We start from the raw sequence: 20,588 nt of genomic DNA, 5'->3' as shown, positions 1-20,588 counted from the left end.
TCTGACCGACATAAGGTTTTTCGATGGTGCATCCCGGGACGGAAGCTGGAACGAAACAACGGAAGTCCAGAAAGCGATCTATTGCGCTTGGCATTTTCCTGATCGTTCTCGTCGCTGCCTACACTGCCGGGTGGTTCTATGTGGCCGACCGCCTGCAAACGCGCGCCACCGCGGATATGGCAAAGCTGTCCGCTCAGGGCATTGGCGTGCGCTGCGAGGATCTGCGCACAAGCGGCTATCCGCTTCGTGTCAATGTGGTCTGCGACAGCATTTCCTGGCAGAAGCCCAGCGCCGGTATGGCCTTCCGCGCAGGGCGTTTCACCTCCGGCTCGCCGATCTATGCGCCGCGCTCGCTCAGCAATGATCTGACCGGACCGGCCTTTATCGAATTTCCGGGTCTTCAGCCGCTTGAAGTGAGCTGGAGCCGGTTCAGCTCCAACACCCGGCTTGCCCGCCCATTCCCGACCGAGATTGCGCTTGAAGCGCGCGACATCGTGGTGGGGCGTCGCACGGAAACCACGACGACGGAGCCGCTCAGCAGTCTGGAACAGATGGATTTCAGCATGAGCGCCGTCGATGGCGCGCTGAAACTGGCAGGCCGCTTTGCCGGGCTGAAGCTTGCAGCACCGGTGATCGGCAATGCCAAGAGCCCCGAGATCGACGGCGTTGCCGATATCGAAATCGCCGATGCCGCAACCCTTCTGGCGCCGGGTTCGTCCGACTTCAGCCAGCGTCTGCGCGGCCATAGCGGCACGATCCATCAGGCATTTCTCTCCATGCCCAATGGGGCCATGGTGACGCTGACCGGCCCGTTTTCCGTCGATGACAACGGGCTGATCAATGCCGATGTGAAACTGACGCTCGTCAATGCGCAATCGCTGGCGCAGGCTGGCCAGACGGTTTTCCCGGAGCAGGGCAGCAATATCGCCACCATCCTCTTCGCGCTATCAGCCATGCCGAAAGACGAAAACGGCAATCCCACGCTGGAGATTGCCGTTCGCAAGGGCAGAGCCAATGCCGGGTTCATTCCGCTTGGACGGTTACCGGCGCTTTAGGGGAGTAAGGGAGTAGGGGAATAGGGGAGTATGTTTTTACTGCCCTATCTATTGCCTTACTTCTTTTCGTTGGTGCGCGTCGCAGCCTGACGGCCAAAGTCTGGCGCATCCACTTCCTGACCCGCATCGATAATGCCACGGCGCACCGCACGCGTGCGCGTGAAGAGGTCGAACAAGGCCTCTCCGTCGCCCCAGCGGATCGAGCGTTGCAGTGAAGCCAGATCTTCCGAAAAGCGCCCCAGCATTTCAAGGATCGCGTCCTTGTTGTGCAGGCAGACGTCACGCCACATGGTCGGGTCCGATGCCGCCAAACGCGTGAAGTCACGGAAACCGGATGCGGAATATTTGATGACTTCCGATTTCGTCACCTGCTCCAGATCGCTGGCGGTGCCGACGATGTTGTAGGCGATGATATGCGGCAGATGCGAGACGATGGCCAGCACCAGATCATGGTGCTGCGGGTCCATATGGTCGAGCCGTGAACCGCAGGCCGTCCAGAAGGCCGTAAGCTTTTCCAGCGCCGCTTCATCCGTGTCGGGAAGGGGCGTGAGGATGCACCAGCGATTGTTGAACAGTTCTGCAAAGCCTGCGTCCGGGCCGGAATATTCCGTTCCAGCTAGCGGGTGGCCCGGAATGAAATGCACATTGGCAGGCAGTTCCGGTTGCATCTGCGCAATGACGGAAGCCTTGGTGGAGCCGACATCGGTGACGATGGCGCCGGGCTTCAGGCTTGCGGCAATCTGCTTTGCGACGGTGCCGGACGAACCGACCGGCACGGAGACGATCACCAGATCGGCATCCCTGACCGCTTCGGCACTGTCGGTCGTGTAGCTGTCGCCGAGGTTCAGTTCCTCGGCGCGCTTCAGGGTTTCGGCGCTGCGGGTTGCAATTGCGATGTGCTTGGCAAGGCCTTCGCGACGGATGACGCGCGCCAGCGACGAACCGATGAGACCGATACCGATCAGCGCGATTTTATCAAAATGGATCGTGGACATTGATCTTACTTTAAAAACTCAGTGAGTGCGGCGACTACGCCGCGATTGGCTTCTTCCGGTCCGACAGTCATGCGCAGCGCATTGGGGAAACCGTATCCGCCAACACGGCGCAGAATATAACCGCGCTTGGAAAGCCACTCATCCGCCTTGTCTGCCGAGTGTGCGGCGTCTTCGGGGAAATGGATCAGAAGGAAGTTCGTGACCGAAGGCGTCACCCGCAGGCCGAGCTTGGTGAACTCATCTGTCAGCCAGGACAGCCACTTGTCGTTATAGGCGACCGACTTTTCGACATGGTTGCGGTCGCGAATGGCGGCCGCACCGGCGGCAATCGCTGCCGAATTCATGTTGAACGGGCCGCGAATGCGATTGACTGCGTCGATCACATGGGCGGGCGCATACATCCAGCCGATCCGCAGACCCGGAAGGCCGTGGATCTTCGAGAAGGTGCGGGTCATTACGACATTTTCGTTCGACGAAACGAGTTCGAGACCGGCCTCATAATCGTTGCGGCGCACATATTCGGCATAGGCAGCGTCGAGGATAAGCAGGACGTGCTTCGGCAGGCCCGCATGCAAACGGCGCACTTCTTCGAAAGGCAAATAGGTGCCGGTCGGATTGGCCGGATTGGCGATGAAGACAACCTTGGTGCGCGGCGTAATGCCAGCAAGAATGGCATCGACGTCGATGCGCGCATTGCTTTCCTTCACGGTTACCGGTGTTGCACCGGCTGCCAGCGTCTGGATCTTGTAAACGGCAAAGCCATGCTCGGTGATGACGGCTTCATCGCCCGGCGCAAGATAGGTCTGGCAGAGCAGGCCCAACAACTCATCCGAACCATTGCCGCACAGGATATTGCCAATGTTCAGCCCTTGCGTTTCGGCAATAGCTTCACGCAGCGCGAGCGCCTGTCCGTCGGGATAAAGTTCCAGCTTTTCGCCCGCGTATCGATAGGCCTCCACCGCATGGGGGCTGGGGCCGATCGGGGTCTCGTTGGAGGAGAGCTTATAGACCTTGGCAACGCCTTCCACATGTTCCTTGCCGGGCACGTAGGCTGCGATGTTGAGCAGGCCGGCCTTGGGCTGGGGACGGGAAAGGTTTTGCTGATCGGTCATGATTTTGGCTCCGCCAAAAGAACAGTGTTGCTTTATGGGACGCTCAAGGGATTTGAGCCCCGATGCGACATAAACCGCCATGGGCGCGAAGTCGAGAAAAACCTTGTTTTATGGGGGTTGAGCACATCCCGAAAAGTGCGAAGCGGTTTTCGGGATGTGCGTCAAAGTGAATATGTAGAGCCCATCTGATGTAATCAGATGGGCTCTAGGCGTCAGACTCTTGTTTGGCCTTGCGCAGTCCGCTGACCGGGGTTCCAAGCACCGGCACGAAAACACGCCGCGACGCGCGCTGCGCAACCGGCAGGCCCTGATAGAGACGTTTCTGGGCTTCCACCACCAACACGCCTGAGAAAAGCGGCCACAGCCGCCGCCCCAGACCTTCGATTGCCAGACAAGGCCGCATCATCCAGCGCCGCGTGGCCGGTGGGAAATGCAGGGCGTCGCTGACGGTGTTGACCGTGAAATTGGCTTCGCGCAGCAAGGTGGAAAGCTGGTCGCGGCTGTAAGGCCGCCCGCTGCCGAAAGGCGTATGTTCGAAGCGGGCCCAGACGCCACGGCGGTTGGGCACAACGATCACCAGCCGCCCGTTGGGTGCAAGCACGCGCCACATTTCCTTCAGCGTTTCCGGTGCGCTTTCGGCATATTCCAACGCATGGACCATCAGGATGCGGTCGATGGAGGAATCCGGCAGCGGCAGTTCTTCATCGAAGACCAAAGCCGTGGTGGATTTCTCCGCCGAAGGCCAGGCGATCGCGCCCTGTCCGGCTGGCATGAAGGCAAAAGTGCGTTCCGTATCGGCGCTGAACCGGTCGAGATAGGGCAGGCTGTAGCCCATGCCGATGAGCCGTTCGCCCGGAACACGTTCCCAAAGACCGGCAATCGCCATGCGTATGGCGCGCTCGGCCAAATGACCAAGTGTCGTGTCGTAAAAGGAGCGCAGTTCGATAATGTCCGGATGCATGCGGGCACGCTATATCAAATCCTGTCATCGGGGAATGGATATAAGAGCCTGTTCCAAAAGTCGCCCTGTGTGGCTGCAAATGGCAATTTTCTCCATTCCGGTGCTCTCGTACCAATAGTACGCTCCGCTCCGGTACTCGAAAATCACCATTTTCGCACACACATGCCGCTTTTTGTTTCAGGCTCTAAGCCTGGGCTTGTTGACAGGCGGGGTGCATTTTCTTCAAACCGTGCTATAGAGCGTGCCTTCTGCAGGAAAGCGCATCCCGAAAAGCCTGAAAAGGCTTTCGGTGGCCCATGAGTAAAGCAAACGATCAGGAGAGAACCGGGAATGCCAGAAGTCGGCGGCAAGACGATAGAAATTCTATTCAGCCCGGAAGATATTGCCGGTCGCAATCTTGAACTGGCGAAGGCTGTTGCCGAACGCAAGTTTCACAATCTGCTGACGATTTCCATTCTCAAGGGCTCGTTCATTTTCGCAGCCGACCTCATCCGTGCCATGCATGATGCGGGCGTGGAACCGGATGTCGAATTCATCACGGTGTCCAGTTATGGCAAGGGCACGACCAGTACGGAAGTTCGCCTGCTGCGCGATATCGACAGCGAAGTGCGTGACCGCGATGTGCTGCTGATCGACGATATTCTGGAATCCGGCAAGACGCTCAAATTCGTCCGCGAACTGATGCTGGAACGTGGCGCGCGCAGCGTCAGCATTGCCGTCCTGCTGGACAAGAGCGTGCGGCGCAAGGTCGATCTGGAAGCTGATTTTGTCGCCTTCGAATGCCCGGATTATTTTGTCGTCGGCTATGGCATGGACGTAGCCCATTCGTTCCGGCAGTTGCCCTATGTCGGACACGTCAAGGATTGAGCGGCAAATTCGTGATGCCGGGCTGCAAAGAGCGCTTTTCTGTGCGCCGGTGCTCACGTACCCTTAAGTACGCTCTGCTCCGGTGCTCGAAAATCACTCTTTTCGCTACGGCCTGACGAATTTGCAACCGTCGTGCGAGTTCGTTGAGCAGCCTCTAATCGAACTGTAACAGGCGCTGCAGATATTCCTTTTCCATCTGCGGCGTCAGCGCGTTGCCGAGCTTACGGCGGATTTCATCCAGAATTTCACGCGCGCGCTGAATGTCGATTTCGCCGGGAATTTTGGTGCCGTTGCCATCATCGGCTCCCATGCCCTGCTGGCGTCCGAGCGGATCGCGGCCACGAGAACCATTCGCGCCCTGACCCTGCTGGCCGTCCTGCCCCATCGCCTGCTGCATCTTCTGCATCATGTCGCGACCGGCCCGGCGCAGGGCGTCCAGAGCGCTGCCCTGATTGTCGTTGGCCTCCGCGCCTTCATTGCGTCCCAGCGCTTCGGCGGCATTGCCCATGGATTTTCCGGCATCGCCGAAATCCTTGCCGGGTTCAATGCCCATGCCTTTCAGGTCTTCCGTCAGCTTTTGCAGTTCCTGCTGCAATTGCTGCTGCTGCTGTTGCAGCTTGCGCATGGCCTCTGCGGTCTTCTCATCCGTCTGGCCGCCTTGCTGCGAACCGCCGCCCCTGGAGCCGTCATCGCCGGGGAACAGGCCTTCCATGTCCTCACCTTCGCCCTCTTCACCGGCACCCGGATTGCCGTCGAACTGGCGCTGCTGCTGCTGGTCGAGATTGAAGGTCTCGTTCATCATCTGTTGCTGGCGGCGCATCAGATCACCAAGCTTGTTCATCTGCTGCTGCATCTGCCCTTGCTGGCCCTGCTGTCCCTGACCCTGCTGGCCGGGTTGTGTTTGACCCATTTGCAGATTGTTCATCAGGTCCTGCAATTGCGACAGAAGCTGTTCGGCCTGATCGCGCGATCCCTGACGGGCCAGATTTTCGATCTGGTCCATCATGCGCTGTAAATCCCGTTCCGTCAGCATCTGCGCATTGGGATCCGGCGCTGACTGGCGCGCATTCGGGTTCTGCTGCTGGCGCTGGGCGAATTCGCGCAGGAAATCCTGCATCGCCTTGCGCAATTCGGCGGTGAGCTTCTCGATCTCTTCCTGCGAGGCACCGTTTTGCAGCGCATTTTTCAGTGCTTCCTGCGCCTGACGCAGACGCTTTTCGGCTGCCGAAAGATTGCCATCCTCAATACCGAGCGCCACCTGCCACATATAATCGGCAGTATCGCGCAGGGCGTCGTCGCTTCTCGCCATGCGAAGCTTGGTGCGGATGGTGACGAGGCCCAGATAATGCGCGGCGTTCTTGATCGTTTCTTCCGGGCGCAGCATCAGCGCCGACAGCATGTCCAGCACATGATCGCGCTGGTTGGCGTCAAGCGCCAGAATACGCCGCTGTTCGGCAATAGCGCGCGCCAGCGGGTTGCTGAAAGGCCGTTCGGGAAGCGTTATCACTTTGGTTTCGCTGCGCCCAACCTGGCCCGCCGCGTCGGTGACGACGAGGGTTAGCGCTATCTTCTGGCCTGCCCACGGATGTTCGGTCAGGTCTTTCGATGTGGTGGTTTCCTTCACGCCGCGGCGCGGCAATGCGAGCGGCAGCTCCGGTGCCTCGTAAAGCGGGGAGGCCTCTTCGTCTTCATCGATTTCCAGCGGCACGATCTCGGCAAAGGCTCTGGCCGGCACATAGTCGTCATCGATTTCATAGGTCAGTTGCAGCGTGCCGTTGAGCGCGTGACCGGGTTCCTTGGTAAAGCGGATCGTCGGCGGCGTGTCTGGCGTCACCGCAAATTTCCAGCGCGCATCGGTGCCGGAAAGGGTCACGGTTTCGTCTTCGCGTAAATCGTAGCGGAAGTTGCGGCTTCCATCGACAGCGCTTTCTTCCGGCGTCTGTACCGGCCTCAGTCCTTGCGCTTGCGTCTGCTCTTCCTTCGGGGCGACGGGCTGGACTTCCCGTTGCTCGCCTTCTGCATTGGTTGCGGTGAGGCGTTCCGAGCTGCCGCCGATGACGCGGACCGAAAGCACACTGCCCTCGGGAACCGTGATCGCTTCGGCATTGCGGCTGTTTTCAGCGCTGGCCGTCAGGAAGACCGGCGCGCGGCCTGTATAGCGCGGTGGTGTCACCCAGGCATCGACACGGGCAACGGCCGCACCGTTGCCGGGGCGAATGTGAAAGGCGTCGGCAATGCGCCCGCTGCCAGCGCTGGACGTGTAGGCGAGCGCTGTGACGAAAAGCAGCGCCACGACGGCGCGCAGGCCATAAGGATCGCGTTCCGGCAGGCGCGGTCGCGGCAGGCCGGATTGCAGGTTTTTGAGCCGTTCGGCCATACGCTTCTGATGTTCGCGCCACAGAGCCTGCGAAAACGGATCGTGGGTGCCGCTGGCCATATGGCCGGATTGCACGGCCAGCGGTTCGTGCACGAGGCCGTTGACCGCCTCGATGCGCGCCGTGACATCGTCTTCGGTAGGCTGGCGGAAGCGGGAGGGGAGATAGAGCGCAACCAGCCCTGCCAGCGCGAAGATCGTCAGCACGGCGATATGCAGCCAGCGCGGCATCATGCCGAACAGGCCAAACCAGCTGATGCTTGCAAAAAGCGCTGCCAGCAGAATCAGCGGCAGGACCAGCGGCCACAGGCGTTCAAACCCGACGGACAGGAAAGTGCGCAGACGCAGTCGGCGCAACAGCGCGCCATCGCCTGAAAACAGGCGCAAAAAGGCTTCCCGCATCAGCTGCGGCCTATCCCTCTTGTCTTGGCCTTGATCTGTCATCCGGGCTTTCTGCTCTGTCTGCCAGCGTGCAATCAAATGACAGGATAACATGCATCATGGCAAAGGCGAGGCTTTGCCATGATTAATATGGGCCCTGATTAATTGGGCCCGATAGCTTACAGCCAGTCCGGTATGGAATCGAGCGCAAGCAGCTCTTCGTAAGTGTGGCGCGGGCGAACGACATGGTAGCGGTCGCCATCCACCAGAACTTCCGGCACCAAAAGGCGGCTATTATAGGTGCTCGACAGAACCGCGCCATAAGCGCCAGCGGTGCTCACCGCGATCAGATCGCCGGGCGCAGGCTTGGTCGTCTCGCGGTCGAGGCCGAGATAATCGCCCGTTTCGCAGACAGGCCCGACGAAATCGGCGCGAATGCGCGGCGCGTCATCCTTCGCAAGCCTGACCGGGCGGATATCGTGGAATGCTTCATAAAGCGTCGGGCGGATGAGATCGTTCATCGCGGCATCGACGATGATAAAATTCTTCGCATCGCCTTCCTTGACGAAAATCACTTCTGTCACCAGCAGACCGGCATTGCCGACGATCAGGCGGCCCGGCTCGAAAACCGTCTTGAGGCCGAGCGGCTTGATGTGCTTGGCGACAATCTCCGCATAGGCCACCGGTAGCGGCGGCGGGTTGTTGTCGGTGCGATAGGGAATGCCGAGACCGCCGCCAACATCGACATGGCGGATGTTGTGGCCATCGGCCTGCAATTCCTTCACCAGCTGCGCCATCAGCGCAAAAGCATTGTCGAAGGGTTCAAGATCAATGATCTGGCTGCCGATATGCATATCGATGCCAACCACGTCGATGCCCGGCAGGCTGGCCGCACGGGCATAGGCCTCGCGCGCCTTGACGCGCGGAATGCCGAACTTGTTTTCAGACTTGCCGGTCGAGATCTTGGCGTGGGTCTTGGCGTCGACATCCGGGTTGATACGCAGCGATACCGAGGCAACCTTGCCCGCCTTGACAGCACGGGCCGAGAGAATTTCCAGCTCCGGTTCGGATTCGACATTGAAGCAATAGATACCGACCTCAAGCGCGAAATCCATTTCGCGCGGGGTCTTGCCGACGCCGGAAAAGACGATTTTGCTGGCAGGGATGCCTGCGGCGAGCGCACGGCGTATTTCGCCTTCCGACACCGTATCGGCACCGGCGCCGAGCTTTGCGAGCGTCTTCAACACGGCCAGATTGGAATTGGCCTTCAGCGCATAGGCGATCAGCGGTTCCATATCGGCGAAAGCTTCGCTGAACACGCGGAAATGGCGCTCGATCGTGGCGCGGGAATAGACGTAGAAAGGCGTGCCGACCGCCTTGGCGATTTCCGGCAGGCTGACATTTTCGGCGTGCAGCACACCGTCGCGATATTCAAAATGATTCACGGAAGATAGTCCTTGGGAACTAGAGCAGCTTATCAAGAATGAAAGGCTTGTCTTCCTTGGGTTTCGGCTTGGTATGGCCCTGATCATCGGTGATCAGCGATGACGGCGGCGGTTCCAGCGGGCCTTTACGTCCACAGGCGGCAAGCGTGGCTGCGAGTGCGGCGATCATAAGCACGGTCGAAATGGCGGAGCGGCCTGTCATCAGCTTTGGTTCCTGAATCAAAATCTTGGTTGGGCTAGCTGTAACGCAAAATTCTCAAGAGTGAAATCACCCGTTGGCCGGATGATTTCACATGACTTTATCTTGAACGGCGATCAGGCCTTCACGATGCGCTTTTTCCAGTACCGGATCTGGCGACGCACTTCCTGCGGGGCCGTGCCGCCGAAAGACTGACGGCTCTTCACCGATTTCTCAACTGTGAGATAGCCGAAGATCGCATCGGTGATGCCCGGGTGGATCGATTGCAGCTCTTCCAGCGAGAGCTTGGCGAGGTCAACCTTGCGGCTTTCCGCCAGAGCAACCGCGCGACCGGTGATGTGGTGCGCTTCGCGGAAGGGCAGTCCCAGTTCCCGCACCAACCAGTCGGCGAGGTCGGTTGCCGTGGAATAGCCCGAACCGGCGGCTTTCTTCATGGAAGCGACATTGATCGTCAGGTCGCGCACCATGCCCGCCATGGCGGCAATGGCGAGTTCCAGATTTTCGGCAGCGTCAAAAACCTGTTCCTTGTCTTCCTGCATGTCCTTGGAATAGGCGAGCGGCAGACCCTTCATGATGGTCAAAAGGGCGACCAGCGAACCGTTGATACGGCCAGTCTTGGCGCGAACCAGTTCGGCGGCATCCGGGTTCTTCTTCTGCGGCATGATCGACGAGCCGGTGGAGAAGGCATCGGACAGGCGCACGAAGTTGAACTGCGGCGTGGACCAGATGACGATTTCTTCGGCAAGCCGCGACATATGACCGGCGCAGATGGCTGCAAGCGACAGGAATTCCAGCGCATAGTCGCGGTCGGAAACGCTGTCGAGCGAGTTGCGGGTCGGTTCGCGGAAGCCGAGCGTCGTGGCCGTCATATGACGGTCGATCGGAAAGCCGGTTCCTGCAAGGGCGGCGGCACCCAGCGGGGATTCATCCATGCGCTCGATAGCGTCGCGCACGCGGGACAGATCGCGTCCGAACATTTCCACATAGGCCATGCAATGATGGCCGAAAGTGACGGGCTGCGCGGTCTGGAGATGGGTGAAGCCCGGCATCACGGTCGCCGCGTGTTCTTCGGCGCGTTCCAGAAAAGCTTCGATCAGGTTCTTCAGGGCGGCGGCGGTCTTTTCCAGTTCCTGCTTGACCCAGAGGCGGAAATCGACGGCCACCTGATCGTTGCGCGAGCGGGCGGTATGCAGGCGTCCGGCGGAGGGGCCGATCAGATCAGCCAGCCGCGCCTCGATATTCATGTGAATGTCTTCGAGCTTGCGCGAGAAGGTGAATTTGCCGTCCTCGATCTCCTTGAGGATGGTTTTCAGGCCCTGCTCGATCTGTTTGTAATCGTCTGCCGTAATGATGCCCGTCTTTGCGAGCATGGCTGCATGCGCGAGCGAGCCCTGAATATCTTGCGCATAGAGCTTGCGGTCGAAGCCGATGGATGCATTGATCTCTTCCATGATCGCATCGGGTCCTGAGGCAAAACGGCCGCCCCACATCTGATTGCTTGATTTTTGTTCGCTCATGCTCATATGCCCCGAGTGACGATTTGGCCGGATATTAGAAAGAAGTGACGCGACATGGCAGAAGACAACGAAAAGGCGAAATCGGGAAATCGCAAGATCGTCCTTCTTGCAGCCCTTGCCGGTGTCATTGCCGGTATCGGGGCGGTATACGTGATGGAGCGCCCCTCTGGCAATGTGGTAGCCGCTAATGTTTCGTCTGAAAATGACGAAGCGTCCGCCCAATGCGCCTTAAAAGCGGATTCGCTGAAGGCGCTCGACGCGGCTGCAACCGGCGGCGTGGCCGCCATGCGCCCGGCGGAAAAGCCGATTTCCGTCGCGCATCTTGCCTTCACGGGCCCCGACGGCAAGCAGATGACGCTTGGCGATTACAAGGGCAAGACGCTTCTCGTTAATCTCTGGGCGACATGGTGCGCGCCATGCCGCGAGGAAATGCCAGCCCTCGACAAATTGCAGGCCGAAAAGGGCGGCAAGGATTTCGATGTCGTGGCGATCAATATCGACACGGGGTCCGACGATAAGCCCAAGGGCTTTCTGAACGAGATCGGGATCAAGAACCTCACGCTGCACCGGGATGCGACCATGGCGAGTTTCAACGAACTGAAGCGAAAGAACCTCGCTTTCGGCCTGCCGGTTACGCTTCTGGTCGATAAGGACGGCTGCCAGATCGCATCCATGAACGGGCCCGCCCCATGGGAAGGGCCGGACGCCATGAAACTGATCGAAGCGGCGCAAAAACTTTAATCCTCGACAACGGCGCGAATTGGTGGCTTCCTCCTTTTCGAAGGAGACATCGCATGAGCCTCGACGTCTGGCTTGCATTCACCGCCGCATCCATCGTGCTTCTGATCATTCCGGGGCCGACGGTTCTGCTCGTCGTGTCTTATGCGCTGGGGCAGGGATGGAAGACGGCTTTTCCGATGGCGGTGGGCGTGGCGCTGGGCGATTTCACGGCCATGACGCTCTCCATGCTGGGGGTCGGGGCACTGCTCGCGGCTTCCGCAACCGTGTTCACGGCGGTTAAATGGATCGGCGCTGCCTATCTCGTCTGGCTCGGCATCAAGCTGTTCCGGGCCGGAGGCACGATGAATGCCAAGGCCCGGCATGACAAGGTGCATCCGGTTAGGATGCTGGTTCATGCCTGGCTGGTGACGGCGCTCAACCCGAAAAGCATCACTTTCTTCGTGGCGTTTCTGCCGCAGTTCCTCAGCCCGCATCGGGATTTTCTGACCCAGATGCTGGTCTTTGAAAGCACATTTCTGGTGCTCGCCTTCCTCAATGCCTTCGCCTATGCGCTGACGGCGGCACGGGCGCGGCGCTTCTTTGCCAGCGAGCGGGCCCTGCGGATTTTCAATCGCGCAGGCGGCACCTTGCTGATCGGCGCTGGTGTTGCGACTGCAACGATCAGGTCAAGCTGATGTAAAACCGGCGCGCTTTAACCGCACAATGGCGAGATCGAGCGCCGACAGAAACGCCGACCGGTCCTTCGGCGCAAATGGCGCGGGACCGCCGGTGATTTCTCCGGCAGAGCGTAGCGAATCCATCAGATTGCGTGTAGCGAGCGTGTTGCCGATGGTGCTTTGCGTATGAACGCGTCCATTGGGCGCGATGACCGATGCGCCTTTTTCGAGCGAACGGCTAGCCAGCGGAATATCGGCGGTGATGACGATTGCGCCCGGCTTAGCATTTTCGGCGATCCAGTCGTCGGCGGCGTCGAGCTTGTCCGAGACGACAACCCGCTCCACCCGTTCGGCATCACGCGGGATCGCCACGAAACTGTTGGCGACCAGCACCACAGGCAGGCCATGCCGCTCGGCGACACGGTAGATTTCAGCCTTCACCGGACAGGCATCTGCGTCAACGAGGATGCGGATCGTATTGGTTTCAATGGTCATCCGTTCTCAATAAAACGACGCCTGCCTTTTGGCAAATTGAACGCTGCAATCAGATTTATGCGATAGGCGTTTCCGGCGAAGCGGTATATGGCGAGCGCAAATAAGAGAGTTTGCCATGGCCGCGCGCTTCTTCCCCATTATGTTTGTTCTGCTCTGGGCCACCGGCTTCATCGGGGCCGGGTTGTCCATGCCCTATGCGGAACCCTTCACCTTCATGGCGGTGCGGTTTTTCATTGCGGCGGTCATCATGACGCTGTGGGCGCTGGCGAGCCGGGCGGTATGGCCGAAGGGCGCCACACTGGTTCATGCGGCTATCGCCGGTTGTTTGATCCATGGTGCCTATCTTTCAGCACTTTTCTGGGCCGTTCATCACGGCCTGCCTGCTGGCATGTCGGGTCTGGTCGCGGGGCTGCAACCCATGCTCACCACGCTGATTGCGGCAATGCTTCTGGGCGAAAGGGCGAGCGGACGCCAGTGGACGGGCCTGCTGATCGGCTTTCTCGGTGTGGCGATGGTCGTCTGGCCGAAGTTTTCGGCAGGCAGCGGCGTCGATCCCAAGAGCCTTGCGGCGGCTTTTTTCGCTGTGCTTGCCATCAGCACCGGCACGGTCTGGCAGAAGCGTTTCGGCACGACCAGTGATCTGAAAACCGGCACGGCAGTTCAGTATATCGCCGCTGCCGCGCTAACGGCGCTCTGTGCTTTCAGCTTTGAAACCCGCGTGATCATCTGGTCGCCACCGCTCATTTTTGCGCTGGTCTGGCTGACGCTGGCGATTTCCATCGGCGCCATTCTGGCGCTTCTGGTGATGATCCGCGAAGGCGCGATGTCGAAAGTCGCGTCGCTGTTCTATCTCGTGCCTGGCGCGGCGGCGATCATGGCCTATCTGATTTTTGGTGAAACGCTCGGTCCAATCCAGATTGCCGGCATGGTTGTCACGACCTTGGGTGTTGCCCTGACGACCATGAAGCGCTGATTATTCCAGGACCAGATCTGGTTGCTGCTCGCGTTTGCGGAAATTCATGATCGCGGCGTTGATTTCAGCGCCGATGATGAAGATGGCCGACAGCATATAGAGAAAAACGATTGCCACCATGATCGAGGCAAGGCCTGCATAGGTGGTGACATAAGTGGCAAAAGTTTCGAGATATTTTGCAAAGGCGGTCGCGGCCGCCAGCCAGGCGACAAGTGTGATGAGAATGCCGGGCAGGATATCGCCGAGACTGCGGCGTCCGGCAGGCAGCCAGATATGCACCATGAACAGCGCCAGCACCAGAACGGCCACGGCGACGCTATAGCGCCAGAAGGCGATGGTGCCGGTGAAAGGCGCGATGTCGGGAAACCATTGCTCGGCAATGCGCACGGCGAGTGGGGCCAGAACCAAGAGGAAGCTGATCGCCATCAGGCTGAGCGTGCCCACCAGAACGAAGCCGAGGCTTTGCAAGCGGCAAAAGATGATTGAGCGCTGGTCGGTGACGCGATAGGCGCGGTTAAGCGCGATGCGCAGCGCCTCTACGCCATTGGAGGCAAAATAGGCAGCGGCGATCACGCTGAGGGTCAGAAGCCCGCTGCGCTGCACGGTCAGAACGTTGGTCACTTCATTGGCGATGGGGGCCGCGATATTCGATGGCCACATGTCGAAAATGACGTGGACAGCCGTTTCAGCAAATTCCTTGGTGCCGAGAAAGCTCGCCAGTGAGGTTGCGAAGATCAGGAAGGGAAACAGCGCCATCAGGCCCGATAGGGCGATGTGACTTGCAAAAGCCCAGCCGTCGTCCGAACTGAAATGGCCCAGCACATCATAGGTAATCTGACGGAGAAAACGTCTGATTTTTCGCATCCGCAGATTTTACCCTTTTCGCCGCCAGCATTGAGTTTCAATGCCTTAAATCTAGCATCACCTGACAGATTGCAAGGGTGCGCCGTTTTAAAGGCCATGCGAATCAAGCACTGTAGAGGAAACGCGGCGGCAGGATGGGACGAAATGGTTGAGGAACGCGCAAATCGCAGCATCATCATAACCGGCTGTTCTTCCGGCATCGGCGCTTATTGCGCGGAAGCTCTGCACCGTCGTGGATGGCAGGTTTTTGCCACCGCTCGCAAGGAGCAGGACATTGCCGCCCTGCAAGTCAAGGGGATGACAGCCTATTATCTCGATTATGCGGAGCCGGATTCCATTGCCGCCCTTGCCGACGAAGTGTTGCGCAAGACCGATGGCAGGCTGGATGCACTGTTCAACAACGGTGCCTATGCCCAGCCGGGCGCTGTCGAGGATTTGCCGGTGGAAGCACTTCGCGCACAGTTCGAAGCCAATTTCTTCGGCTGGCATGATCTGACGCGGCGGGTGGTGCCGGTCATGCGCGCGCAGGGGCATGGGCGCATCGTCCATTGCTCATCGATCCTGGGGTTGGTGCCCATGAAATGGCGCGGTGCCTATGTCGCGTCCAAATTCGCCATTGAAGGGTTGATGCTGGCACAGCGCATGGAGCTTGAAGGTTCGGGCATTGAAGTTTCGCTGATCGAGCCGGGGCCGATTGCGTCGCAATTCACCTATAATGCCGCCCGGCACGCGCAAGCCAATATCGATATGGAAGCCTCCGTGCATCGCGAGCTTTATCAGCGCCAGATGGCCAAGCTCACGAGCGGCGGCACCAAATCGAAGAACAAGCTTGGACCGGAAGCCGTCTATGATGTACTGCTTCACGCATTGGAGGCGCCGCGTCCGAATCCGCATTATGCGGTGACGAGACCGGCGAAACTGGGAATTCTGGCGCGCCGCCTGATGCCGTCGCGCTGGCTTTACCGGATGCTGTCCGATCAGTCTTGAAGTATTTTCAGCAAAAGTGCGAAGCGGTTGGAAGGGAACAAGATGGACGTTGTGTTCAAAGGCGCAGCCATGGTGGCCATGCTCGCCGTTGCGATTGTGTTGATCATCGGCCTGCGCAATATGATGCGTGGTGGCGACGCCAATTTTTCCAACAAGATGATGCAATTGCGCGTCTTCCTGCAATTCATCGCAATCGTTCTGATCGTGGGCGCAATCTATTTCGCACGGTACACGGGCGGACAGTAAGGCATGGTCAAGCTCAACAAGATTTATACGCGCACCGGCGATGACGGCACCACCGGTCTTGCCAGCGGTCCGCGACGGCTCAAATCCGATCTGCGGGTGGAAGCCTATGGCACGGTGGACGAAGCCAATGCCTGTATCGGCATGGCGCGAATTCATACCGGCGAATATGCAGAAATCGACGCGATGCTGTCGCGTATCCAGAACGATCTTTTCGATCTCGGCGCCGATCTTTCGACGCCCGATGACGGCAAGCCGCTGGCCTATGAACCGCTGCGTATCGTTGCGTCGCAGGTCTCCCGCGTCGAAGCCGATATCGATAATCTCAACGCCCATCTTCAGCCATTGCGCTCGTTCATTTTGCCGGGTGGTTCGGCGGCGTCGGCTGCACTGCATCTTGCGCGCACCGTTTCGCGCCGCGCCGAGCGACTGATGGTGGCGCTGGCGAAAATCGAGGGCGAGGTGGTGTCGCCGGAGGCGCTGCAATATATCAACCGCCTCTCGGATTTTCTCTTCGTCGCCTCCCGCGCCGTCAACGATAACGGCGCGAAAGACGTGCTCTGGGTGCCGGGCGCAAATCGCTAAGTTTTTATTTTCGCACATCTTTTCCGAAAACCGCTTCACACTTTTCGGGATGTGCTCAGACGCCTCGCTTGTTGCCCCAGATCAGCACATGCAGTTGGGGCAGCACATGCGCCTCGAACCAGCGGTCAGCAATCACCTTATCCACCAGCCATTCCATGCGGCGCATAATGCCGTCGATGTCGATCAATGCATCGTCCGTTTCTGGCGGTGGCGGCGTGTGATTGCCGGGCTGCAGATAGACCGGCAGATGCGGATAAAGCGCCGAGACGTGTTTTGCGAAAGCATAATCGGCATCGTCGAAGATCACGAATTTCAGCACCGTTCGGGGCTTTGGCCCCGCCGCTTCGACACAGGCTGCCAGTGCGTCGGGATCGAATGCCATCGCGCTGGAAGGCGGTTTCGGGCTCAATACCAGCGTGTCCAGCCCGGAAAACCAGTCTTTTGCGACGGACCCCTGCGTTTCCAGTGCAAAGCGATAGGCCTCCTTCTTGCCATGGGCGATGAGCGGGCCAAGCGGCTGTATGGCCGGATTGCCGCCCGAAAGTGACACTGTTAAGGGTCGATTTCCCGAAAGTGCCGTCACTTCATGCCAGATGGCCTCGACGCCCATCGGCTTCCACTCATGGCGAAAGCGGCTTTCGACCGCGTGCAGGCTGTCGCACCATGCGCAGCGGTAGTCGCAGCCGCCCGTTCGCACGAAGACAGTCGGCTCGCCGATCAGCACGCCTTCGCCTTGAATGGTTGGGCCGAAAATCTCGCTGATGCGGATTTCGGAGACCGGTTTCATGGTTTTGTACCGGGGCGATATTCCGCCCATGTTTTTGGCGTTTCGCTCACCCGCACGGCGGATATTTCCGGCCAGCGCGCATGGCACCAGTCGAAAAAGTGCTTTGCCAGTGTTTCGGCTGTTGTCTGGCCATGGCCCAGCACGTCATTGAGATGCCGATGATCGAAAGCGTCATCGATATAACGCTTAAACGGCGCCAGTTCATGATAATCGCGCACGAAGCCATGGCCGTCGAGATCAGGAGCGGAAAGCTCGACCTCTACAATGTAGTTGTGGCCGTGCAGGCGTGCGCATTGGTGATCGGCAGGAAGTCCGGTCAATTGATGCGAGGCGGAGAAGTGAAACTCCTTGGTGATGCGAAACATCAGGCGTTCCTCCGCTCAACGGCGTCACGCCAGAAATCGGCATCCTCATAGACGGTCGGGTCTTTGACGCCCGCAAGGTGAAAGGCTTCGCGGCGCTCGACACAGGTTCCGCAGCGACCGCAATGGTTCTCGCCGCCTTTGTAGCAGGACCATGTCGCCTCGAAAGGCGTGTCGTGCCTCGCCCCATCGGTGACGATATCGGCCTTGGATGCGTTCACATAAGGCGCTAGTAATTTGATATCGGCATAGCCTTCCAGCGCATGGTTTTGCATGGTCTGGAACGCATTGATGAAGCCGGGGCGGCAGTCGGGATAGATGAAATGATCGCCGCCATGGACGGCAAGCGCCACCGCTTCGGCCTTTTGCGCAGCCGCCACGCCAAAGGCAATCGCCAGCATGATGGCATTGCGATTGGGGACGACGGTGATCTTCATCGTCTCTTCGGCATAGTGGCCGTCCGGAACGTCGACATTGTCCGTCAGCGCCGAGCCGGTCAGGCTGGCGCCGATGGTGCGGATATCGATGATCTGGTGCGGAACGCTCAGCCGTTCGGCGCAGGCTTTGGCCGAATCGAGTTCCTTTTTATGACGTTGGCCATAATTGAAAGAGAGAAGGGCAGTGAGGTCATGTTCCGCCGCGATTCTATGCGCAAGCGAAACGGAGTCGAGTCCGCCGGAGCAGACGACAAGCGTTTTCATAGTCAGGGTTCCTTGTTTTGACCGGGTAGGCTGCGACCGGTTAGTGCGGGTGTGTCGTAAAGCAGGAAGCCGCCTTTGTAAACGCCACGGATGAGGGAGCAGAAGGCCTCTCAGGGGATGTCGCAATCTGAGAATGAAGTTCTGCCAGAATAAATGGATATTAATCGATATAGATCGCCGAGGCTGATTGACGTGCACGTCAAGCGTCTTTAGGTTTCCCGCCGGTTTCTAATAGGAAGTGCCGTGACAGGACGGTTTGTCACCGTGCTTCCTACGGAGCCGCTTTCACGTCGCATTCCCGTCGGAATCTGGCATGCAGGCGGTGGTTCATGGCGGCATAGTCTGCCGCAAGATTCATGGAAGAGGTGATCGCGGATGAAAGTCCTTGTCGCAGTAAAACGGGTTGTCGATTACAACGTAAAGATCCGTGTGAAGGGAGACGGTTCGGGCGTTGAGCTTGCCAACGTCAAGATGTCGATGAACCCTTTTGACGAGATTGCGGTTGAAGAGGCGATCCGTCTGAAGGAAGCTGGCAAGGTAACGGAGATTGTGGCTGTTTCGGTTGGCCCGGCACAGGCGCAGGAAACGCTGCGCACGGCGCTCGCCATGGGTGCGGACCGCGCCATTCTGGTCAAGACCGATGAGACGGTCGAGCCACTCGGAGTCGCCAAGGTGTTGAAGGGCGTTGTCGAGGCTGAACAGCCGGATCTCGTTTTCCTCGGCAAGCAGGCAATCGACGACGATGCCAACCAGACCGGTCAGATGCTGTCTGCGCTCCTCAACTGGAGCCAGGCAACCTTTGCCTCCAAGGTGGAACTGGCTGATGGTTCGGCCAAGGTCACGCGCGAAGTGGATGGCGGTCTGCAGACCATCGATGTGAAGCTTCCGGCGATTGTCACGGTTGATCTTCGTTTGAACCAGCCACGCTATGCATCGCTGCCCAATATCATGAAGGCGAAGAAGAAGCCGCTGGACGAGAAGTCGCCTGCCGATTTCGGCGCCGATATTGCGCCACGCCTCAAGGTGCTGAAGACCGAAGAGCCGGGTGGCCGCAAGGCTGGCGTCAAGGTTGGCTCGGTTGCCGAGCTGGTTGAGAAGCTCAAGGCTGACGGCATCATCTAAGAAATCGGAAGGGACGAGATAAATGGCTATTCTTCTTATCGCCGAACACGACAATGCAACCCTTTCGGACCAGACGGCAAAGGCGCTGACGGCAGCTGCCCAGATCGGCGGCGATGTCGATATTCTGGTTGCAGGCAAGGGCGCAAAATCTGCAGCCGATGCAGCCGCCAAGCTCAAAGGCGTGCGCAAGGTTCTGCTGGCTGAAAGCGATGCGCTGGAAAACCGTCTGGCCGAGCCAACGGCAGCACTCATCGTGGAACTGGCCGCCAATTACGACACGATCATCGCTCCGGCGACGACCTCGGCCAAGAATATCCTGCCGCGCGTTGCAGCGCTTCTCGATGTGATGCAGTTGTCCGAAATTATGGAAGTCGTATCGGCGGATACGTTCAAGCGTCCGATCTATGCGGGCAATGCGATCCAGGCGGTGCAGTCTACCGACGCCAAGAAGGTGATCACCGTTCGCACGGCCTCCTTCTCCGCAACGGGCGAGGGTGGTTCGGCTGCGGTTGAAAGTGCAACCGTGCCTGCCGATCCGGCCCTGTCGAGCTTTGTTGGCAATGCGCTGTCGGCTTCGGATCGTCCGGAACTGACCTCGGCCAAGATCATCATCTCAGGCGGTCGCGCACTTGGTTCGGCTGAAAAGTTCCAGGAAGTGATCCTGCCGGTTGCCGACAAGCTCGGTGCGGCGGTTGGCGCCAGCCGTGCGGCAGTCGATGCGGGCTATGCGCCGAACGACTGGCAGGTTGGCCAGACGGGCAAGGTGGTTGCACCGGAGCTTTACATCGCCGTCGGTATTTCCGGCGCGATCCAGCATCTGGCTGGCATGAAAGACAGCCGCGTCATCGTCGCCATCAACAAGGATGAAGAAGCGCCGATCTTCCAGGTTGCTGATTATGGCCTCGTCGGTGATCTCTTCACCGTGCTGCCGGAGCTGCAGAAGGCTCTCTGATTTTTGCGAAGCGGCGGGCTGATCTCGCCGCTTCGTTATTTTGCGACCCGTCCCAGTCGGAGACCTAGTCTCGCGTTTGGGGCGGGTTCTTTGTAATGAGCGAGAATTTTGGATTGCATTTTAGGCGTTCAGCCTATCATTTGCTGGATGAGCCTTTTGCAATTCGAAGCGCGGTTTTCCGCTTGCTGTAGAAAAGATATGCTCGACAGGCCCC

At 59.0% G+C, this 20,588-nt stretch carries 22 protein-coding genes; 10 read left to right on the top strand and 12 right to left on the bottom strand.

Annotation, left to right across the window (positions count from 1 at the left end):
• The first annotated feature begins 23 nt into the window (after positions 1 to 23).
• Positions 24 to 1,055 (top strand): DUF2125 domain-containing protein, encoded by a 1,032-nt coding sequence (locus D8666_RS05695; protein ID WP_121536728.1) that lies wholly within the window; start codon positions 24 to 26, stop codon positions 1,053 to 1,055.
• Positions 1,056 to 1,111: 56 nt separating this feature from the next.
• Here D8666_RS05695 and D8666_RS05690 read toward each other — a convergent pair whose 3' ends face one another.
• From D8666_RS05690 to D8666_RS05680, 3 genes are all read right to left on the bottom strand, one after another.
• On the bottom strand, positions 1,112 to 2,050 hold the full coding sequence (locus tag D8666_RS05690; protein ID WP_121536726.1) for a prephenate/arogenate dehydrogenase family protein: 939 nt from the start codon (positions 2,048 to 2,050) through the stop codon (positions 1,112 to 1,114).
• Positions 2,051 to 2,055: 5 nt separating this feature from the next.
• Positions 2,056 to 3,162 carry a histidinol-phosphate transaminase gene (gene hisC / locus D8666_RS05685; RefSeq protein WP_109369908.1) on the bottom strand — a complete coding sequence of 369 codons (1,107 nt, stop codon included), beginning with the start codon at positions 3,160 to 3,162 and terminating at the stop codon, positions 2,056 to 2,058.
• 205 nt (positions 3,163 to 3,367) lie between these two features.
• A complete protein-coding gene (locus D8666_RS05680; protein ID WP_121536724.1) occupies positions 3,368 to 4,123 on the bottom strand; it encodes a methyltransferase domain-containing protein in 756 nt (251 codons plus the stop codon).
• A 330-nt stretch (positions 4,124 to 4,453) separates the two neighbouring features.
• Here D8666_RS05680 and hpt point away from each other — a divergent pair, with 330 nt between their 5' ends.
• Positions 4,454 to 4,990 carry a hypoxanthine phosphoribosyltransferase gene (hpt, locus tag D8666_RS05675; protein ID WP_121536722.1) on the top strand — a complete coding sequence of 179 codons (537 nt, stop codon included), beginning with the start codon at positions 4,454 to 4,456 and terminating at the stop codon, positions 4,988 to 4,990.
• Positions 4,991 to 5,144: 154 nt separating this feature from the next.
• On the opposite strand, the gene D8666_RS05670 is transcribed toward hpt, so the two are convergent.
• From D8666_RS05670 to argH, 4 genes are all read right to left on the bottom strand, one after another.
• Positions 5,145 to 7,808 carry a TIGR02302 family protein gene (locus D8666_RS05670; RefSeq protein WP_121536720.1) on the bottom strand — a complete coding sequence of 888 codons (2,664 nt, stop codon included), beginning with the start codon at positions 7,806 to 7,808 and terminating at the stop codon, positions 5,145 to 5,147.
• A 116-nt stretch (positions 7,809 to 7,924) separates the two neighbouring features.
• Positions 7,925 to 9,190, bottom strand: a complete 1,266-nt coding sequence (lysA, locus tag D8666_RS05665; RefSeq protein WP_121536718.1) for a diaminopimelate decarboxylase — start codon at positions 9,188 to 9,190, stop codon at positions 7,925 to 7,927.
• 19 nt (positions 9,191 to 9,209) lie between these two features.
• A complete protein-coding gene (lptM, locus tag D8666_RS05660; RefSeq protein ID WP_078337809.1) occupies positions 9,210 to 9,392 on the bottom strand; it encodes an LPS translocon maturation chaperone LptM in 183 nt (60 codons plus the stop codon).
• Between the two features lie 113 nt (positions 9,393 to 9,505).
• Positions 9,506 to 10,906, bottom strand: coding sequence for an argininosuccinate lyase (gene argH / locus D8666_RS05655; RefSeq protein ID WP_121536716.1), 1,401 nt, complete (start codon positions 10,904 to 10,906; stop codon positions 9,506 to 9,508).
• A gap of 54 nt (positions 10,907 to 10,960) precedes the next feature.
• Between argH and tlpA the strand changes: the two genes are divergently transcribed.
• Positions 10,961 to 11,647, top strand: coding sequence for a thiol:disulfide interchange protein TlpA (gene tlpA, locus D8666_RS05650; protein ID WP_121536714.1), 687 nt, complete (start codon positions 10,961 to 10,963; stop codon positions 11,645 to 11,647).
• A 53-nt stretch (positions 11,648 to 11,700) separates the two neighbouring features.
• Entirely contained in the window at positions 11,701 to 12,321 is a 621-nt protein-coding gene (locus tag D8666_RS05645) for a LysE family translocator (protein ID WP_121536712.1), read from the top strand.
• Here the strand turns inward: D8666_RS05645 and D8666_RS05640 are convergent.
• Positions 12,313 to 12,798, bottom strand: a complete 486-nt coding sequence (locus D8666_RS05640) for a YaiI/YqxD family protein (protein ID WP_109369900.1) — start codon at positions 12,796 to 12,798, stop codon at positions 12,313 to 12,315. The two genes, D8666_RS05645 and D8666_RS05640, sit on opposite strands and share 9 nt — an antisense overlap.
• A 115-nt stretch (positions 12,799 to 12,913) precedes the next feature.
• Here D8666_RS05640 and D8666_RS05635 point away from each other — a divergent pair, with 115 nt between their 5' ends.
• A complete protein-coding gene (locus D8666_RS05635) occupies positions 12,914 to 13,771 on the top strand; it encodes a DMT family transporter (RefSeq protein ID WP_121536710.1) in 858 nt (285 codons plus the stop codon).
• Here D8666_RS05635 and D8666_RS05630 read toward each other — a convergent pair whose 3' ends face one another.
• On the bottom strand, positions 13,772 to 14,635 hold the full coding sequence (locus D8666_RS05630) for a YihY/virulence factor BrkB family protein (protein WP_109369898.1): 864 nt from the start codon (positions 14,633 to 14,635) through the stop codon (positions 13,772 to 13,774).
• A gap of 144 nt (positions 14,636 to 14,779) precedes the next feature.
• Between D8666_RS05630 and D8666_RS05625 the strand changes: the two genes are divergently transcribed.
• From D8666_RS05625 to D8666_RS05615, 3 genes are read left to right on the top strand one after another with little or no spacing between them, the layout of a single operon-like run.
• Positions 14,780 to 15,622, top strand: a complete 843-nt coding sequence (locus D8666_RS05625) for an SDR family oxidoreductase (protein WP_121536708.1) — start codon at positions 14,780 to 14,782, stop codon at positions 15,620 to 15,622.
• Positions 15,623 to 15,664: 42 nt separating this feature from the next.
• Positions 15,665 to 15,868 carry a twin transmembrane helix small protein gene (locus D8666_RS05620; protein WP_109369896.1) on the top strand — a complete coding sequence of 68 codons (204 nt, stop codon included), beginning with the start codon at positions 15,665 to 15,667 and terminating at the stop codon, positions 15,866 to 15,868.
• Positions 15,869 to 15,871: 3 nt separating this feature from the next.
• Positions 15,872 to 16,450, top strand: coding sequence for a cob(I)yrinic acid a,c-diamide adenosyltransferase (locus D8666_RS05615; RefSeq protein WP_121536706.1), 579 nt, complete (start codon positions 15,872 to 15,874; stop codon positions 16,448 to 16,450).
• A gap of 55 nt (positions 16,451 to 16,505) precedes the next feature.
• On the opposite strand, the gene queE is transcribed toward D8666_RS05615, so the two are convergent.
• Genes queE through queC form a run of 3 tightly spaced genes read right to left on the bottom strand, consistent with a single transcriptional unit; the run spans position 16,506 to position 18,300 of the window.
• On the bottom strand, positions 16,506 to 17,237 hold the full coding sequence (gene queE / locus D8666_RS05610) for a 7-carboxy-7-deazaguanine synthase QueE (RefSeq protein WP_121536704.1): 732 nt from the start codon (positions 17,235 to 17,237) through the stop codon (positions 16,506 to 16,508).
• Positions 17,234 to 17,602 (bottom strand): 6-carboxytetrahydropterin synthase QueD, encoded by a 369-nt coding sequence (gene queD / locus D8666_RS05605; protein WP_121536702.1) that lies wholly within the window; start codon positions 17,600 to 17,602, stop codon positions 17,234 to 17,236. Before queD ends, queE begins: the two co-directional genes overlap by 4 nt.
• On the bottom strand, positions 17,602 to 18,300 hold the full coding sequence (queC, locus tag D8666_RS05600) for a 7-cyano-7-deazaguanine synthase QueC (RefSeq protein ID WP_121536700.1): 699 nt from the start codon (positions 18,298 to 18,300) through the stop codon (positions 17,602 to 17,604). Before queC ends, queD begins: the two co-directional genes overlap by 1 nt.
• Before the next feature lie 375 nt (positions 18,301 to 18,675).
• Between queC and D8666_RS05595 the strand changes: the two genes are divergently transcribed.
• Positions 18,676 to 19,422: an electron transfer flavoprotein subunit beta/FixA family protein gene (locus tag D8666_RS05595; RefSeq protein WP_109366234.1), complete on the top strand. Its 747-nt coding sequence runs from the start codon at positions 18,676 to 18,678 to the stop codon at positions 19,420 to 19,422.
• A gap of 22 nt (positions 19,423 to 19,444) precedes the next feature.
• Positions 19,445 to 20,374, top strand: coding sequence for an electron transfer flavoprotein subunit alpha/FixB family protein (locus D8666_RS05590; RefSeq protein ID WP_121536698.1), 930 nt, complete (start codon positions 19,445 to 19,447; stop codon positions 20,372 to 20,374).
• Positions 20,375 to 20,588 lie beyond the last annotated feature (214 nt).

Source organism: Ochrobactrum soli (assembly GCF_003664555.1).
Classification (GTDB): domain Bacteria; phylum Pseudomonadota; class Alphaproteobacteria; order Rhizobiales; family Rhizobiaceae; genus Brucella; species Brucella teleogrylli.
Note: the sequence above shows the minus strand (reverse complement) of the source record. Positions and strands in the feature narration are given on the sequence as shown.

What these genes read in the sequence shown, in the direction of transcription:
- argH (WP_121536716.1), bottom strand. Translation starts at nt 10,906, where the DNA reads ATGAGCGAACAAAAATCAAGCAATCAGATGTGGGGCGGCCGTTTTGCC.
- D8666_RS05625 (WP_121536708.1), top strand. Translation starts at nt 14,780, where the DNA reads ATGGTTGAGGAACGCGCAAATCGCAGCATCATCATAACCGGCTGTTCT.
- D8666_RS05630 (WP_109369898.1), bottom strand. Translation starts at nt 14,635, where the DNA reads ATGCGAAAAATCAGACGTTTTCTCCGTCAGATTACCTATGATGTGCTG.
- D8666_RS05695 (WP_121536728.1), top strand. Translation starts at nt 24, where the DNA reads ATGGTGCATCCCGGGACGGAAGCTGGAACGAAACAACGGAAGTCCAGA.
- D8666_RS05690 (WP_121536726.1), bottom strand. Translation starts at nt 2,050, where the DNA reads ATGTCCACGATCCATTTTGATAAAATCGCGCTGATCGGTATCGGTCTC.
- D8666_RS05615 (WP_121536706.1), top strand. Translation starts at nt 15,872, where the DNA reads ATGGTCAAGCTCAACAAGATTTATACGCGCACCGGCGATGACGGCACC.
- D8666_RS05680 (WP_121536724.1), bottom strand. Translation starts at nt 4,123, where the DNA reads ATGCATCCGGACATTATCGAACTGCGCTCCTTTTACGACACGACACTT.
- D8666_RS05645 (WP_121536712.1), top strand. Translation starts at nt 11,701, where the DNA reads ATGAGCCTCGACGTCTGGCTTGCATTCACCGCCGCATCCATCGTGCTT.
- hisC (WP_109369908.1), bottom strand. Translation starts at nt 3,162, where the DNA reads ATGACCGATCAGCAAAACCTTTCCCGTCCCCAGCCCAAGGCCGGCCTG.
- queD (WP_121536702.1), bottom strand. Translation starts at nt 17,602, where the DNA reads ATGTTTCGCATCACCAAGGAGTTTCACTTCTCCGCCTCGCATCAATTG.
- queE (WP_121536704.1), bottom strand. Translation starts at nt 17,237, where the DNA reads ATGAAACCGGTCTCCGAAATCCGCATCAGCGAGATTTTCGGCCCAACC.
- hpt (WP_121536722.1), top strand. Translation starts at nt 4,454, where the DNA reads ATGCCAGAAGTCGGCGGCAAGACGATAGAAATTCTATTCAGCCCGGAA.
- tlpA (WP_121536714.1), top strand. Translation starts at nt 10,961, where the DNA reads ATGGCAGAAGACAACGAAAAGGCGAAATCGGGAAATCGCAAGATCGTC.
- D8666_RS05640 (WP_109369900.1), bottom strand. Translation starts at nt 12,798, where the DNA reads ATGACCATTGAAACCAATACGATCCGCATCCTCGTTGACGCAGATGCC.
- D8666_RS05590 (WP_121536698.1), top strand. Translation starts at nt 19,445, where the DNA reads ATGGCTATTCTTCTTATCGCCGAACACGACAATGCAACCCTTTCGGAC.
- D8666_RS05670 (WP_121536720.1), bottom strand. Translation starts at nt 7,808, where the DNA reads ATGACAGATCAAGGCCAAGACAAGAGGGATAGGCCGCAGCTGATGCGG.
- D8666_RS05595 (WP_109366234.1), top strand. Translation starts at nt 18,676, where the DNA reads ATGAAAGTCCTTGTCGCAGTAAAACGGGTTGTCGATTACAACGTAAAG.
- lptM (WP_078337809.1), bottom strand. Translation starts at nt 9,392, where the DNA reads ATGACAGGCCGCTCCGCCATTTCGACCGTGCTTATGATCGCCGCACTC.
- D8666_RS05635 (WP_121536710.1), top strand. Translation starts at nt 12,914, where the DNA reads ATGGCCGCGCGCTTCTTCCCCATTATGTTTGTTCTGCTCTGGGCCACC.
- D8666_RS05620 (WP_109369896.1), top strand. Translation starts at nt 15,665, where the DNA reads ATGGACGTTGTGTTCAAAGGCGCAGCCATGGTGGCCATGCTCGCCGTT.
- queC (WP_121536700.1), bottom strand. Translation starts at nt 18,300, where the DNA reads ATGAAAACGCTTGTCGTCTGCTCCGGCGGACTCGACTCCGTTTCGCTT.